The sequence below is a fragment of the Nonomuraea sp. NPDC047529 genome (assembly GCF_040642995.1).
Classification (GTDB): domain Bacteria; phylum Actinomycetota; class Actinomycetes; order Streptosporangiales; family Streptosporangiaceae; genus Nonomuraea.
Genome location: NZ_JBEYTJ010000003.1, coordinates 119,136 through 133,937 on the forward strand (window position 1 = coordinate 119,136; position 14,802 = coordinate 133,937).

At 73.3% G+C, this 14,802-nt stretch carries 14 protein-coding genes; 6 read left to right on the top strand and 8 right to left on the bottom strand.

Annotated elements, in window-relative coordinates:
- Positions 1–43: 43 nt before the first annotated feature.
- On the top strand, positions 44–3,169 hold the full coding sequence (locus tag ABZ815_RS07055; RefSeq protein ID WP_357694883.1) for a BTAD domain-containing putative transcriptional regulator: 3,126 nt from the start codon (positions 44–46) through the stop codon (positions 3,167–3,169).
- A gap of 3 nt (positions 3,170–3,172) precedes the next feature.
- Here the strand turns inward: ABZ815_RS07055 and ABZ815_RS07060 are convergent, their stop codons facing one another.
- Positions 3,173–3,625 carry an SRPBCC domain-containing protein gene (locus ABZ815_RS07060; RefSeq protein ID WP_357694885.1) on the bottom strand — a complete coding sequence of 151 codons (453 nt, stop codon included), beginning with the start codon at positions 3,623–3,625 and terminating at the stop codon, positions 3,173–3,175.
- A 37-nt stretch (positions 3,626–3,662) separates the two neighbouring features.
- On the bottom strand, positions 3,663–4,838 hold the full coding sequence (locus tag ABZ815_RS07065) for an MFS transporter (RefSeq protein ID WP_357694887.1): 1,176 nt from the start codon (positions 4,836–4,838) through the stop codon (positions 3,663–3,665).
- A 146-nt stretch (positions 4,839–4,984) separates the two neighbouring features.
- Here ABZ815_RS07065 and ABZ815_RS07070 point away from each other — a divergent pair, with 146 nt between their 5' ends.
- The 3 genes from ABZ815_RS07070 to ABZ815_RS07080 are packed head-to-tail and all read left to right on the top strand — an operon-like array spanning position 4,985 to position 7,996.
- Positions 4,985–6,199, top strand: coding sequence for an amidohydrolase family protein (locus ABZ815_RS07070; protein ID WP_357694889.1), 1,215 nt, complete (start codon positions 4,985–4,987; stop codon positions 6,197–6,199).
- Between the two features lie 41 nt (positions 6,200–6,240).
- Positions 6,241–7,275 carry an alpha/beta hydrolase-fold protein gene (locus ABZ815_RS07075; protein WP_357694891.1) on the top strand — a complete coding sequence of 345 codons (1,035 nt, stop codon included), beginning with the start codon at positions 6,241–6,243 and terminating at the stop codon, positions 7,273–7,275.
- Between the two features lie 28 nt (positions 7,276–7,303).
- Positions 7,304–7,996 carry a helix-turn-helix domain-containing protein gene (locus tag ABZ815_RS07080; protein ID WP_357694893.1) on the top strand — a complete coding sequence of 231 codons (693 nt, stop codon included), beginning with the start codon at positions 7,304–7,306 and terminating at the stop codon, positions 7,994–7,996.
- Here ABZ815_RS07080 and ABZ815_RS07085 read toward each other — a convergent pair.
- Genes ABZ815_RS07085 through ABZ815_RS07100 form a run of 4 tightly spaced genes read right to left on the bottom strand, consistent with a single transcriptional unit; the run spans position 7,968 to position 10,238 of the window.
- On the bottom strand, positions 7,968–8,594 hold the full coding sequence (locus ABZ815_RS07085; protein WP_357694895.1) for an alpha-ketoglutarate-dependent dioxygenase AlkB: 627 nt from the start codon (positions 8,592–8,594) through the stop codon (positions 7,968–7,970). The genes ABZ815_RS07080 and ABZ815_RS07085 overlap by 29 nt on opposite strands.
- An 11-nt stretch (positions 8,595–8,605) precedes the next feature.
- The gene (locus ABZ815_RS07090; protein ID WP_357694897.1) at positions 8,606–9,049 is read right to left on the bottom strand and encodes a hypothetical protein; all 444 of its coding nucleotides are present in this window, start codon (positions 9,047–9,049) and stop codon (positions 8,606–8,608) included.
- Positions 9,046–9,753 (bottom strand): 2OG-Fe(II) oxygenase, encoded by a 708-nt coding sequence (locus tag ABZ815_RS07095; protein WP_357694899.1) that lies wholly within the window; start codon positions 9,751–9,753, stop codon positions 9,046–9,048. The genes ABZ815_RS07090 and ABZ815_RS07095 overlap by 4 nt, the downstream gene beginning before the upstream one ends.
- Complete coding sequence (locus tag ABZ815_RS07100) at positions 9,750–10,238, bottom strand: methylated-DNA--[protein]-cysteine S-methyltransferase (protein ID WP_357694901.1); 489 nt, start codon at positions 10,236–10,238, stop codon at positions 9,750–9,752. The genes ABZ815_RS07095 and ABZ815_RS07100 overlap by 4 nt, the downstream gene beginning before the upstream one ends.
- Before the next feature lie 72 nt (positions 10,239–10,310).
- Between ABZ815_RS07100 and ABZ815_RS07105 the strand changes: the two genes are divergently transcribed.
- Positions 10,311–11,123, top strand: coding sequence for a lysophospholipase (locus ABZ815_RS07105; protein WP_357694903.1), 813 nt, complete (start codon positions 10,311–10,313; stop codon positions 11,121–11,123).
- A 187-nt stretch (positions 11,124–11,310) separates the two neighbouring features.
- Here ABZ815_RS07105 and ABZ815_RS07110 read toward each other — a convergent pair whose 3' ends face one another.
- Positions 11,311–11,610, bottom strand: coding sequence for a hypothetical protein (locus tag ABZ815_RS07110; protein WP_357694905.1), 300 nt, complete (start codon positions 11,608–11,610; stop codon positions 11,311–11,313).
- Between the two features lie 516 nt (positions 11,611–12,126).
- Between ABZ815_RS07110 and ABZ815_RS07115 the strand changes: the two genes are divergently transcribed.
- A complete protein-coding gene (locus ABZ815_RS07115) occupies positions 12,127–12,714 on the top strand; it encodes a TIGR03086 family metal-binding protein (RefSeq protein WP_357694907.1) in 588 nt (195 codons plus the stop codon).
- A 196-nt stretch (positions 12,715–12,910) separates the two neighbouring features.
- Here the strand turns inward: ABZ815_RS07115 and recQ are convergent, their stop codons facing one another.
- Positions 12,911–14,746, bottom strand: a complete 1,836-nt coding sequence (gene recQ / locus ABZ815_RS07120; RefSeq protein ID WP_357694909.1) for a DNA helicase RecQ — start codon at positions 14,744–14,746, stop codon at positions 12,911–12,913.
- Positions 14,747–14,802 lie beyond the last annotated feature (56 nt).

Below are 14,802 nucleotides of genomic sequence, written 5' to 3' on the forward strand. Positions count from 1 at the left end.
GTGTGCTTCTCGCCGGCTTACGGCGGCACATAAGGTGACGGACATGCGTTTTGGGGTGCTGGGCTCGCTGGCCGTGTGGACCGACGCGGGGGAGCCCGTGACGATCCCCGGGCTCAAGGTACGGGCGCTGCTCGCCGACCTGCTCGTCCACGAGGGCCATCCGGTCTCGGCCGACCGGCTGGTCGACGACCTGTGGGGCGAGGAGCCGCCGGGCAACCCGGCGGGCGCGCTCCAGGTGCGGGTCTCGCAGTTGCGCAAGGCGCTGGAGGACGCCGAGCCGGGTGGCAAGAACCTGGTGGTCTCGCGGGCGCCCGGCTACCTGCTGCGCACCGATCCAGGAGCGCTCGACGCGGCCCGCTTCGCCGACCTGCTGACCCGCGCCGAGGCCGCCGACAGCCCCCGGACCAGGGCGGGGCTGCTGGCCGACGCCCTGGCGCTGTGGCGGGGGGAGGCGTACGCGGACTTCGCCGACGAGGAGTACACCAGGTCGGCCATCGTCCGGCTGGAGGAGCAGCGGCTGACGGCGCTGGAGCAGCGCGCCGAGGCCCGGCTCGAACTGGGCGAGCACGGGCTGCTCGTGGGCGAGCTGGGCGACCTGGTGGCCCGGCATCCGCTGCGGGAACGGCTGCGCGCCGCCCACATGCGCGCCCTCTACCGGGCCGGACGTCAGAGCGACGCCCTGGCGGGCTTCGCCGAGCTGCGCGAGCGCCTGGCCGACGAGCTCGGCCTCGACCCCGGCCCCGACCTGGTCGCGCTGCACCAGGCGATCCTGGGCCAGGACCCGGCGCTGAGCCTGCCCGCCGAGCGGCCCACGACGAACCTGCCCGCGTCCGTCAGCAGGCTCGTCGGCAGGGACGAGGCGCTGGCCGAGGTCTGCTCGCTGGTCACCGCCGAGCGGCTGGTCACGCTGACCGGCACCGGCGGCGTCGGCAAGACCAGGCTCGCTCTGGAGGCGGCGCACCGGCTGCTGGACGGGTTCGCCGACGGCGTCTGGCTGGTCGCGCTCGACCAGGCCACCCACTCGCCCGCCGAGGCGATCATGGCGGCGCTGGACATCCGCGAGGACCCGTCGGGCGGCGACGTCCACGAGCGGCTGGCCGCGGCGCTGCGGCCGAGGCGCGTGCTGCTCGTGCTGGACAACTGCGAGCACGTGATCGAGCAGGTCGCCGAGCTGGCCGAGGTGCTGCTGGCCGCCGCGCCGCGGCTGACCGTGCTGGCCACCAGCCGGGAGCCGCTCGGCGTGGACGGCGAGGTGTTGTGGAGCGTCCCGCCGCTCGGCCTGCCTGCGGGCACGGACCTGACCGAGATGGCCCGCTCGGACGCGGTCCGCCTGTTCGTCGCCAGGGCCGCCGCCTCCGCCCGCGGGTTCGCCCTGGAGGCGGGCAACGCGCAGGCGGTGGCCCAGCTCTGCCGGCGGCTCGACGGCATCCCGCTGGCCCTGGAGCTGGCCGCGACGCGGGTGCGGGCGCTCGGCGTCCAGGGCGTGGTGGACCGGCTGGACGACCGGTTCAGGCTGCTGGCGTCCGGACGGCGGGGCGCGCCCGCCCGGCAGCAGACGCTCACCGCCGTGATCGACTGGAGCTGGGACCTGCTGTCGGACGAGGAGCGGGTGGTGCTGCGCCGCCTGGCCGTGCACGCCGACGGCTGCACCCTGGAGTCGGCCGAGGCGGTGTGCGCCGAGCCGGGCCTCGACGTGCTGGACCTGCTGGCCCGGCTGGTCGACCGCTCGCTCGTGGTCGTCGCCGAGGGCACGACCGGGGTCAGGTACCGGCTGCTGGAGTCGGTGTCCGAGTACTGCGCAGGCCGTCTCGCCGACGCCGGTGAGCTGGCCGGCGTCCGCCGCGCGCACCTGCGCCACTACCTGGACCTGGCGATCGAGTCCGAACCCGGCCTGTACGGCGGCGAGCAGCGGGACCGCCTGCTGCGCCTGGACGCCGAGTCGGCCAACATGCGGGCCGCGCTCGACACCGCGATCGCCGAGGGTGCCGCCGACGCCGCCGCGCGTCTGGTCAACGCGCTGGCCTGGTACTGGTTCCTGCGCGGCCGGCTGGCCGAGGGCAGGCGCTCGCTGGGCGCGGCGCTGGCCGTCGAAGGTCCGGACGACCCGGCCCGGCAGCGGGCCGCGGCCTGGCACGCCGGGTTCGCGCTCATCCTGGGCGAGCAGGTCGCGTGGGAGCCGCTGATCGACCGGATCGCCGACCCGGGCGAGCGCGCGAGGGCCGAGCTGTTCGTCGGCGTGGGCGTGCCCGACATGGTCACCGGCCAGGAGCTGACCGGACGGGCGCTGGCGGCCTGCCGCGAGCTCGGCGACACGTGGGGCGTCGCCGTCGCGCTGGCCAGGCAGGCGCGGGACGCGTTCACCACGCGGGACACCGAGGCGCTGGAGCGCGACGCGGGGGAGAGCGCGCGGCTGTTCGGCGAGCTGGGCGACCGCTGGGGCATGTTGCAGGCCACCGAATGGCTGGCGGGCGCGGCCGAGATGGCCGGCGACCACGAGCGGGCGCGCCGGCTGTTCGCCGAGGGGCTGGGCCTGGCCGAGGAGCTCGGCCTGTGGCCCGAGGTGGCCGGGCGCATCGCCTGGCTGGGCTGGACGGCGCTGCACAGCGGCGCGTACGACCAGGCCATGGAGCTGTGCGGACGGGCGATGAAGCTGGCGCTCGGCCAGGGCTACAAGATGGGCGAGACGATGGCCGAGATGGGCCTGGCGTTCGCCGCGCGCCGCGCAGGGCTGCTCGACCTGGCCGAGTCGCACCTGCACCACCTGCTGGAGGGCCTGCCGCGCGACCCCGGCGTCGAGCCCCCGCTGCACCTGCCCGACCTGCTGGTAGAGCTGGGCCACGTCACCGAGCTGCGCGGCGACCCGGCCGCGGCCATGGAACTGCACCGGGAGGCGCTGGCCGCGGCGGTCAGGATCGGCGACCCGCGCACGGCGGCGGCGTGCGTCGCGGGCGCGGCGTCGGCGGCCGGGCCGACCGAGCCGGCGGCGGTGCTGCTGGGCCTGGCCGCCGCGATCCGCGAGCAGATCCAGACCCCGGCGACCGCCTCCGAACGCGAGGAGGACGAGCGCGTCACGGCCCGGGTCCGCGACGCGCTCGGTGAGCGGGTCTTCGCCGAGGCGTACGAGCGGGGCGGCACGTACAAGCTGGACGACGCCCTGGGGCTGTTCTGACGGTCAGCGCCCGACATGCTCGGCCAGGCGGTCGAAGAACTCGTCCCAGCCGGCCCTGGCCTGGTCGGCGTGGGCCTGGTCGGTGTTGACGCCGAACTGGTGGAAGCGCATCTCGGTGCCGCCGTCCCGGTCGAGCAGGTCGAGCGTCACCACGGAGGCGGGGCCGTCGCCGGGGTTGTCGGGGTCGCCGGTCGTGAACACCAGCCGCGCGGGCGCCTGCACCTCGCGGTAGGAGCCTTCCAGCGTGGCCTCGAACCCGTCCTCGCCGACGAGCGTCGCGCGCCACCGGCCGCCGGGGCGGGCGTCCAGGGTGATCCGGCCGACCGGCGTGGTCAGCATGCGGGGGCCGAACCAGCGCGAGAAGCGCTCGGGCTCGGTCCAGGCGGCGTAGACGTCCTCGCGGGGGGCGTCGAAGGTGCGGACGATCTCGTACTGTGCGGTCTGCGTCGTTGTCATGTCTCCACGATGCGCGGGCGGCCTTACGGTCCTCTTCTCACGGCCTTACGGTGATCTGCCGCACCGGCCGTACGGACAGCAGAACCAGGCAGCCGGCGACCGCGACCAGCGCGGAGAAGGCCAGCACCTCGCGGGAGCCCACCAGGGCGGCCACCGGCCCGGCCAGCGCCTGCCCGATCGGGAGCGACATGGTCGAGCCGCCGATCTCGTACGCGCTGACCCGGTTCAGCGCCTCGGCCGGCACCAGCGTCTGCACGCTCGTCGCCCACATCACCGACCAGAACGCCCATCCGGCCCCGCCCAGCACGTGACAGGCCATGATCACGCCGAGCGGCACGCCGGCCGCGAAGCTCAGCGGCTCCAGCGCGAACAGGAACATGCCGACGCCGCCCGCCGCCAGCGGCCTGGCCGGCCTGATCCGCAGCGCCACCAGCCCGCCCACGATCGTGCCCGCCCCGCTCGCCGACATGACCAGCCCGTACGCGGTCTCCCCGAACGCGTCGGTCACGATCACCGAGCCCAGCGGGATCAGCGGCCCGAACAGGGTGATCCCGAAGACCACCCAGATCATGATGACGCTCCACATCCACGTCCGGGACCGGAACTCCCGCCACCCCTCCCGTAGCCGCACGAGCACCGGCTCCTCACCCGAGCCGGCCACCCGCACCCGCATGAGCAGCAGGCAGGCCGCGCTGACGGCGAACCCGGCCGAGTCGGCGGCGAACACCACGCCCACCCCGGCCAGCCCGACCAGCGCGCCGGCCAGGCCCGGCCCGAGCAACTGCATGATCGCCTCGGACATGCGCAAGGTGGCGTTGGCCCGCTGCACGTCGGACGCGATCCGCGAGATCGTGCCCGCGACGCCCGGCGTGTACATGGCGGCCGCCGCCCCTGCCGCCGCCGACAGCGCCAGGACCTGCCACAACTCCGGCCGGCCCAGCCCGAACAGGACCGCCATGCCGGCCTGCGTCGCCGTCCTGGTGAGGTCGGCGCCGACCATCATGCGGCGGGGGGTGAAACGGTCCATGAGCACGCCGCCGAACAGGATGAGTCCGGCCATCGGCACCATCCAGGCGGCCAGCGCCAGGCCGACGCCGGTCGCGCCGTAACCGGCGTCGTGCATGCCGAGCGCGGTGGCCACCGGCATCATCGCCGAGCCGAGCATCGACACCGTGCGGGCGGTGAAGAAGAGCACGAAGTCGCGCGTCCACATGGACGGCCATCATGCCCTAATAAGGAAACCTTCTTATCAGAAGGGTTCCGGCGCGGGCCCACACCGGCCCCCTTCGCCCCGCACGCGAGCGCGGTCGGAGCGGCGTGGGGTGGGCGGCGTCCGGGGTGTGTGACAGGGTGGAGGACATGCGGATCATCCGTGCCGGCACGGTGCTCACCGGGCGTCCCGGAGAGGTCATCACGGACGGCGAGGTGCTGATCGACGGCTCGCGCATCCTGTCGGTGGGCCCCCACGGCAGCGCGGGCGACGCCCCCGAGACGCTCGACCTGCCCGGCCACACCCTCCTGCCCGGCCTGGTCGACGCGCACGTGCACCTCGGCTTCGACGGCACTGTCGACCCGGTGACCGGCCGCAGCGCCGTGCGCGACGGCCACCTGCTGCTGCGCATGGCCGAGAACGCCCGCAAGCTCGTCTCCGCCGGCGTCACCACCGCCCGCGACCTGGGCGGACGCGGCTTCCTCGACCTCACCCTGCGCGACGCGATCGAGGGCGGCCTCGCCGTCGGCCCGCACCTGATCGCCGCGACCCGGCCGATCACCGTCACCGGCGGCCACTGCTGGTACATGGGCGGCGAGGCCGACGACGAGCCGTCCGTCCGACGGGTGGCCAGGGAGAACCTGCGGGCCGGCGCCGACTGCCTCAAGGTGATGGCCTCGGGAGGCGAGATGTCGCCCGGCTCGGTGCCGAGCTGGCGGGCCCAGTACCCGGCCGCGCTGATCAGGGCCGCGGTGGAGGAGGCGGCGACGCGCGGCAGGACCGTCGCGGCCCACGCCCACGCCCCCGAGTCGATCCGCAACGCGCTGGAGGCCGGGGTCACCACGATCGAGCACTGCACGTTCCACACCCCGGCGGGCCCGGCCTACGACGCGCGGCTGGCCGACCGCATCGCCGAGAGCGGCACGTACGTGTGCCCCACCGTCCACGGCCAGTTCTGGAACCTGCGCGCGCTCGTCGGCGCCGAGCCGATGGACCGCTGGCTGGGCAACCTGGCCGCCATGCGCGAGGCCGGGATCAGGCTCGTCGCCGGCACCGACACCGGGTTCGCCATCGCCGGGCTCGACAAGCGCACCGACGACTTTGTGTCGGGGCTGGAGGTCTTCGCCGAGGCCGGGTTCGGCAACGCCGAGATCATCGAGCTGGCCACCGTACGCGCCGCCGACGCGTGCGGGGCCGGGGCCGAGACCGGCAGCCTGGAGGCGGGCAAGCGCGCCGACGTCATCGCGGTCCGCGGCAACCCGCTCGACCGCCTGGCCGACCTGCGCGCGCTCGAACTCGTCCTGGTGTCGGGGCGTTCGGTCTCCCAGAAGCACGTGGACACCGTGACCCCGTCGGTCGGCTGAGCCGGTCGGCTGAGTCGGTCGGCTGAACCGAAGGAGAATTCATGCTGCCCTGGTCCGCCGAACTGGCCGGACGCCTCGACCACCAGGTCGTCGACAGCGCCCTGCTGCGCGGCAACCCCCTGGGCGACCCGCACGAACGGCCCCTCCTGGTGTACGTGCCGCCCGGCTACGACTCCGAACCCGACCGCCGCTACCCCTCCGTCTACGTGCTGCTCGGTTACACCGGGCACGTCGGCATGTGGCTCAACCGGACGCCGTTCCGCCGGCCGTACCCTGAGCTGGCCGACGCCGTGTTCGCCGCCGGGCAGGCGCCGCCCGCGATCGTCGTCTACGTCGACGCCTGGACCGCGCTCGGCGGCAGCCAGTACCTCGACTCGCCCGGCACCGGCCGCTACCACTCCTACCTGCGCGACGAGGTCGTCCCGTGGGTGGACGCCCGCTACCGGACGATCGCCGACCGCGACCACCGTGCCGTCACCGGCAAGTCGAGCGGCGGCTACGGGGCCATGGTCACCGCGATGCTGGCCCCCGACGTGTTCGGCGCGCTCGCCACGCACGCCGGCGACGCCCTGTTCGAGGTCGGCAACAGGAACGCGTTCCCGGGCCTGGCCCGCAGGTTGCGCGACATGTACGACGGCTCCTACGACACGTTCCTCGCCGACTTCCGCGGCCGTCTGGCCGGCACCAGGGAGGGCGACTTCGAGCTCCTGGAGATGTACGCCTACTCCGCGGCCTACTCGGCCGACGACGACGGCACCGTACACGTCCCGTTCGACGACACCGGGGCGGTGATCCCCGAGGTGTGGAGCCGCTGGCTGGCCCGCGACCCGGTGGTCATGGCCGCCGAGCCCCGCTACGCCGAGGCGCTGCGCTCGATGCGGGCGATCTGGGTGGACGCCGGCAGCCGCGACGAGTACTACCTGGACTTCGGGGCCACGGCGTTCCGCCGCGCTCTGGAGGCGGCGGGCGTACCGGACGAGCGGGTCTACTTCGAGCTCTTCGACGCCGGGCATGGCGCGATCGAGTACCGCTATCCCCTCGCCCTGGCGTGGCTCGCCCGCCGCCTGTCGGCCTGACGGGACGCCGGGCGCTAGGCTGCCGCGTGTGGAGTTGAAGGATCAGGTACGCGAGCTGCGCGCCCAGGGCAGGTCCCCCAAGGAGATCGCCCGGGCGCTCAAGGTGTCGCCGTCGGTCGTCGCGCCCCTCGTGCGCGCCATCGCCGCCGAGAACGTGACGACCGGCGAGGCCGAGGTGGTCGGCTGCTGGACGAACGTCGGCTGGAGCGCCGGGCTGGGCGTCGACCCGTCCAAGGGCTGGACCGACGAGGCCCCGGAGTCCGGCGCGGGCGGCATGGTGTGCGTGCTGGTCGCCCGGCGTCACACCTGGGACCGGATGACCGTCTGCGGCTACCTCGCCGACGTCTACTGCCTCGGCGTGAAGAACACCATCGGCCCCGACGTGCTCGACGACCGCGACCTGCGCAGGTTCCGCGAGTACTTCTTCGGCGAGTACGCGGGCTACCAGGAGGTGCCGATCGAGCTGGCCCAGAACCTGGTCTTCGGCTCGATGGACTACGCGCGCACGCTCGGCTTCGAGCCCCACGAGGACTTCTCGCCGGTCAGCGACCTGCTGGGCAAGTGGGAGGGCGGCTCGGCCATCACCTTCGGCCGCGAGGGCAAGCCCTTCTACGTGCCGGGCCCGCACGACGACCCCGGCAAGGTCCTGCGCATCCTGCGCCGCACCCTCACCGACGACCAGTTCGACTACTTCATCGAAGACCAGTCACCCGCATCGTGACGTTGAGGCGTCCGGCGGCCAGGCCCGTGGCGGGGTCGCCGGTGCCCGGATGGACCTTCGGCACGCCGTGATAGGCGAACCGGGACGCGCCGCCGAACACGAACAGGTCACCCGAGGCCAGCTCGACGTCCGTGTACGGCTTCCCGCGCGTCTCTGTGTTGCCGAAGCGGAACAGGCACGTGTCGCCGACGCTCAGGGACACCACCGGGGCGTCGGAGCGTTCGTCCTTGTCCTGGTGCATGCCCATCCTGGCCTGGCCGTCGTAGAAGTTGACCAGCGCGGTGTCCGGTTCGTAGCCGTCGTCCGGGCGGCCGTAGGCGTCGGCGATCGCGCGGCGGCCGAGGTCGCCGAGCCAGCCGGGGAACGCGGCCACCGGCTGCCCGTTCACGTCGTGGGCGAGCCGCGTGTACCGGTACGGCTGCCAGTGCCAGCCGACGCACACCGTCCGCACCGACATCACGCCGCCTCCGGGCAGCACGGTGTGCCGGATCGGCACCGGGCCGGTGGCCCAGGCGCGGCAGGCGCGCACCAGGTCCTGCTGCTCGCGGAGGGACAGCCAGCCGGGGACGTGCACCGCGCCGGGGGCGATCTCCCGCATGGGCAAAGGGATCACAATTCTTCCCGATATATCAGGTTTCGTCCTATTCGCCATGGTGTGCCGTCGGTGTCGGCTCCGCGCATGCCTTCCAGTGTCCCAGGGGCGGCCAGGGCGACCGCGCGGGCCGTGGCCGCGAAACCGTACGTCCGGTTCGGGTCCCAGTCAGTGCTGCGGCGCAGGCGCCCGCTCATCCCGGCCCATCCCGCCGGCTCGCCCGCGACCACCCAGGCGTCGGGGGCTCCCGCCGTGAACCGCCTGGCCTGACGCAACCACGACGCCGCCGTCTCCGGCCAGGCGACCACCGCGAGCACCGTCCCCTCCCAGGCGTCCGCGAACGCCTCGGCCAGGTGGACGCCGTCCCGGCCGTGGCCGATCACGACCGCCGCCGCCCTCGGACGCTGGGCCCGTACCAGCGCGAGCACCCCCTCCAGCTCGGCGATCGGCTCGCCCGTCATGTCGCGTCGTGGAGGACGAGACCGAGGGTGTGCCGCAGCCCGGAACGCACCGTGCTGACCCCGTGCCGCACCGGCGAGGCCGACCAGCCGCGCGAGGAGCGCACCGGCCGGTCGCGGGTGGTGAAGATCAGCCCGTGACCCTGCGGCAGGACGGTCACCGTGCCCCGCGACTGAGCCCTCGGCCGCTGCTCCACCAGCAGGAACTCGCCCCCGGTGTAGTCCTCGCCGGGCCGGTCGAGGCCGATCACGACCTGGAGCGGGAACACGAGGTCGCCGTACAGGTCGCGGTGGAGGGCGTTCCAGTCGTTCTCGCGGTAACGCAGCAGGATCGGGGTCGGCCTGGTCTGTCCCGCCGCGTGGCACATGTCCAGCCACTCGCCGAAGTCGTCCGGCCAGGGCGCCGGCTGGCCGAGCCGGGCCGCCCAGTCGCGGGCGATCGGCAACAGCCGGGGATAGAACGCCGCCCGCAACGCCTCGACCAGCGGCGGGAACGGCCGGCGGAAGTACCGGTACTGGCCGGAGCCGAACCGGTGGCGCGCCATGTCGATGGTGGCGCGGAACCGGCCCGGCTCGTCGTACAGGGCGGAGATCTCCGCGCACTCCGCCGGCGAGAGCAGCTGCGGCGTCAGCGCGCAGCCGTGGGCGTCGAGCTCCCCGGCCGGCAGCTTCCAGTCGGCCCCTTCGACCTGCGGGAACCCCGTCATGGCAGCACGCTCCACAGCTGCGGCTGGAGCACGCCTTCGAGGGTGAGCAGGTCGCACTTGCGTTCCAGGCCGCCCGCGTAGCCGGTCAGCGCGCCGTCCGCGGCGACCACCCGGTGGCAGGGGACCACGACGAGCAGCGGGTTCGCGCCGATCGCCGCGCCGACCGCGCGGATGCGGTCCCGTGCCGCGCCCGCGCGGGCGGTCAGCTCGCCGTAGCTCACGGTGGTCCCGTACGGCAGCGCCGCCACCTGCTCCCACACCTGCTGCTGGAACGCCGTCCCGTGGGCGGCCAGGGGCAGGTCGAAGACGGTACGCTCGCCCGCGAAGTACTCGCCGAGCTGCCGCTCCGCCTCCCTGAACGCGGCCGGCTCCCGGCGTCCGGGCGGCGCGCCCACGTCGAACGACACGCGGGTCAGACGCCCCTCGCCGTCGCCGGCGAGCAGAATCTCGCCCAGCGGGCTGTCGATGATGTTGTGGATGTCCATAGTCTCTACAACACCGGAGCGTCCGCGGAAGTCAGCGGTTTTCGGACGTCGTGGCTGGAGGAGAGGAAGTTCATGGCCGGATCGCGAGAGCACACCTTCACCGGGACGCGGGGGCCGAACGTCGTCCGCGAGTGGCCGCACGCCCGGCCCCGCTACCTCGCCCTCCTGGTCCACGGGTACGGCGAGCACATCGGCCGCTACGAACACGTCGCCGACCGCCTCGTCCGGCACGGCGCGGCCGTCTACGGACTCGATCACATGGGCCACGGCAGGTCGGCGGGCGAACGCGTGCTCGTCGAGGACTTCGAGGACGTCGTCACCGACGTGCACGCCGTCGAGGAACGCGCCAGGGCCGACCATCCCGGCGTCCCGGTCGTGGTGATCGGCCACTCGATGGGCGGCATGATCGCCGCCCGGTACGCCCAGCGCTACGCCGAGGGCCTGACCGCGCTGGTGCTGTCGGGGCCGGTGATCGGCGAGTGGGAGGTCATCCCGGCGCTGATGGCGCTCGACGAGCTGCCCGACGTCCCCATCGACCCGGCCACGCTCTCCCGCGACCCGTCCGTGGGGGCGGCGTACGCGGAAGACCCGCTGGTCTGGCACGGGCCGTTCAAGCGGGCCACGGTGCAGGCGTTCGCCGCGATGCTCGACACGATCGCCAAGGGCGGCACGTTCGGCGACCTGCCCACGCTGTGGGTGCACGGCGACGACGACCAGCTCGTACCGCTGGCCGGGAGCCGGGCCGGGGTGGAGGCGGTCAAGGGCAGCGACCTGACCGAGCGGATCTACGCCGGAGCCCGCCACGAGGTGTTCAACGAAACCAACAAGAACGAGGTGCTCGCCGACGTCGAAGCATTCGTGGACCGCGCACTGAACCCCCACTGACCCGGCGCCACGCGACCAGCGTGTCGGTGGCCGGGTGCTGTGCGATCCGTATTTCGGTGGACGGTTGCTGCGCGGCCGACGCGTCAGTGGTCGGTTGTCGCGCGACCGGAGTTCCGGGGGGCGGATGCGACGCGGCCGGTGTTTTCGGTGGTCGGGTCTACGTGCACGGTGTTTCGGTGGTCGTGTGTCAGGCGACCGGTAGCCAGAGGTGGGCTGTGCCGTGGGTGCGGCTGAGGTCGATCCTCCAGCAGCCACGTTCGGGGAAGACGAGCCCGGTGCCCCATTCGTCCCCCGGCCGGTGCCAGGTCGACCCGCCGTGCTCCTCGGGCCCCCAGGCGAGCCGGGCGGCGGTGCCGTCGGGAAGGGCCGCCTTGACCGTCAGCGGCCCCTCGCCGGTCATCCGCCACACGATCTTGACGGTCTCGCCCCGCGGCAGCGGCACCCCGGACACGAACAACAACCCCCACACCTCGACATCCCCCGACACCCCCCGCACCTCCGGAAACCCCTCCCCTTCCACCACAGGCGTCTCCTCACAACCCCCGCCGCCGCCCCCCTTAGACCCCGGCTTCCCACCAACCTTCAGACTCGGCCCCCCGCTCGGCCGCCCACCTGTCTCCGGGCTTCCACTCCCGCTCGGCGTGCTCCCGCTCGGGGTGAGCCCCGGGGATGAGCTCCCCTCGCCCCCGGACAGAGCCCCAACGCCACCACCACTCGCGACTGGCGACCCTCCGGAACCACCGCATCCCGCACACCCGCTCGCCAGCAGGAGCGCCACCACCGAAAACGTCGCCATCTTCCTCATGCCCTCACATACCCCGCCACCCGCCCAAAGGTTCCAGCGAAACAAGCGCCACCCACATCCCAACCCAAGAGCCACCTGAGCCCCAAGCACCGGAAGGCCCGCGGCTCCCGGCGCTCCCGGCCCCGGCCCTCGGCTCCCGGCCTCGACGGCCGATGATTTTCCGCCATCCCCAAGGTCTGCATGAACCGAGGAGGCGACATGAACGAACGGGCACGGGCATTGACGGCAGGGGTGGCGCTGCTTGAGCGGGCCATCGACTACACCTTGGGCAGCCTCCGCATAGTCAGCCCCCACGTGCTGTGCCGCCCCACCCCGTGCTCCCGCTGGAGCCTCCAGGCGCTCCTGGACCACATGCACGACTCCTTCGAGGCCCTGAACGAGGCCGCGCTGGGCCACATCGCCCCCGCCCGCAGGCCCGTCACCGTCGGCGGCCCCGCGCCCGGCAACCCGGCCCTGCTGCTCAGGGACGGCGCGACCGAAGTGCTCGGCACCTGGACGGGTACGATCCAGGCCGAGATGATCTCCGTGGGGAACGTGCCGATGACGACGCCGATGGTCGCCGCGGCGGGCGCCATCGAGATCACCGTGCACGGCTGGGACATCGCGCGAGCCTGCGGTGAACACCGCCCGATCCCGCACGCCCTGGCGGAAGAACTGCTGGACCTGGCCCACCTGTTCGTCACCGACGAGGACCGCCCGTTCCGCTTCGCCGCCCGGCTCCGGCCGCCCCCGCTGGCCACCGCCCAGGAACACCTCCTCGCCTACCTCGGCCGCGCCCCGAACTGACGGCATGACCGGCCCCCCACTCGGTGGCGGCACCCCGTACGATCAAAGAGGGACACGGGGCCCGACAGCCGTCCGGCCGGTCGCGGGCCAGACACCTCGACCGGGCCGGCCCACGTGATGGCGACGACCGTTCTTCGTGCGGCCGTCGCCATCACCCCGAACCGCACCTCCACGGAGGCCGGAGACGGAAACGGTGTCAGGCGTCTTCGGCGGCCGCCGCCCCGACGACCTCCAGAACCTGGTCACCGTATTTGGCGAGTTTGTTCTCCCCGACCCCGTTGACCCGGCTCAGCTCCGCCAGTGAGGACGGCGCCGACGTGGCGATCTCCCGCAGCGTGGCGTCGTGGAAGATGACGTACGCGGGCACGCCCTGTTCCTTGGCGACGGCGCCCCGCCAGGCCCGCAGCCGCTCGAACAGCGGCGCCGCCTCGGCGGAAAGCTCGGCGACCGGCTGCCCCTTCGCCCCGGACGACCCGGACGACCTGGACGCCCGGGACGCCGGACGGGCGGTCTCCCGGCGCAGCGGCACCTCCCGCTGACCGCGCAGCACGTCGGCGCTGGCGTCGGTGAGCACCAGCGTGCCGTGGTCGGACTCCACCGCGAGCAGGCCCTGGGCCAGCAGTTGCCGGGCCACGCCGTGCCACTCGGCGTTGCCCAGGTCGGTGCCCACGCCGAACACGGTCAGTGAGTCGTGGCCGTGCTGGAGCACCTTGGCCGTCTTCTTGCCGAGCAGGATGTCGACCACCTGGCCGACGCCGAACTTCTGGCCGCGCTCCCGCTTGAGCCGGAGCACGGTGGACAGCACCTTCTGGGCGGCGATCGTGCCGTCCCAGGACTCGGGCGGGCTCTGGCAGGTGTCGCAGTTGCCGCAGGGCTCGGCGCCCTTCTGCCCGAAGTAGTCGAGCAGCATGACCCGGCGGCAGCCGGCCGTCTCGCACAGCGCCAGCATGGCGTCGAGGTGGAGGACCTGGCGGCGGCGGTGGGCGTCGTCGCCCTCCAGGGCCATGCGCCGGTGCTGGACGACGTCCTGGAGGCCGTAGGCCATCCAGGCGGTCGCGGGCAGGCCGTCGCGCCCGGCCCGGCCGGTCTCCTGGTAGTAGCCCTCGACCGACTTGGGCAGGTCGAGGTGGGCGACGAACCGCACGTCGGGCTTGTCGATGCCCATGCCGAACGCGATGGTGGCCACCACGATCAGCCCGTCCTCGCGCAGGAAGCGGGACTGGTGGGCGGCGCGGGTGCGGGCGTCGAGCCCCGCGTGGTACGGCACCGCCGCGATGCCGTGATCGGCCAGGAACGCGGCGATCTTCTCCACCGACGAGCGCGACAGACAGTAGACGATGCCGGAGTCGCCCGGGTGCTCGGTGCGCAGGAAGTCGAGGAGCTGCCGCTTGGGATCGCTCTTGGACGTGATGCGGTAGTGGATGTTGGGCCGGTCGAAGCCGGCCACGAAGTGGCGGGCCTCGTCGAGGCCGAGCCGGGTGGAGATCTCGGCGTGGGTGGCCGGGGTGGCGGTGGCGGTCAGCGCGATGCGCGGCACCTGCGGCCAGCGCTCGCGCAGCTCCGACAGGGCCAGGTAGTCGGGGCGGAAGTCGTGGCCCCACTGCGACACGCAGTGGGCCTCGTCGATGGCGAACATCGAGATCTCGCCCTTGGCCAGCAGCCGCATCGTGGCCTCGACGCGCAGCCGCTCGGGCGCGAGGTAGAGCAGGTCGAGCTCGCCGGCCAGGAACTCGGCCTCCACGAGCTGGCGCTCGTCGAAGTCTTGGGTGGAGTTGAGGAAACCGGCCCGCACGCCGAGCGCGCGCAGCGCGTCGACCTGGTCCTGCATGAGCGCGATGAGCGGCGAGACGACGACCCCCACCCCGGGGCGCACGAGGGCCGGGATCTGGTAGCACAGGGACTTGCCGCCGCCGGTGGGCATGAGCACCAGCGCGTCGCCGCCGCCGACGACATGGTCGATGATCTCCTGCTGACCCGCCCTGAACGAGTCGTAACCGAAGACGCGGTGGAGAACCTCGGTGGGGGTATCCATGCGGCTACCTTACGTGGTCGTCGATCGACGTTCCGTCAGTTCCGCCGACGGCGGAC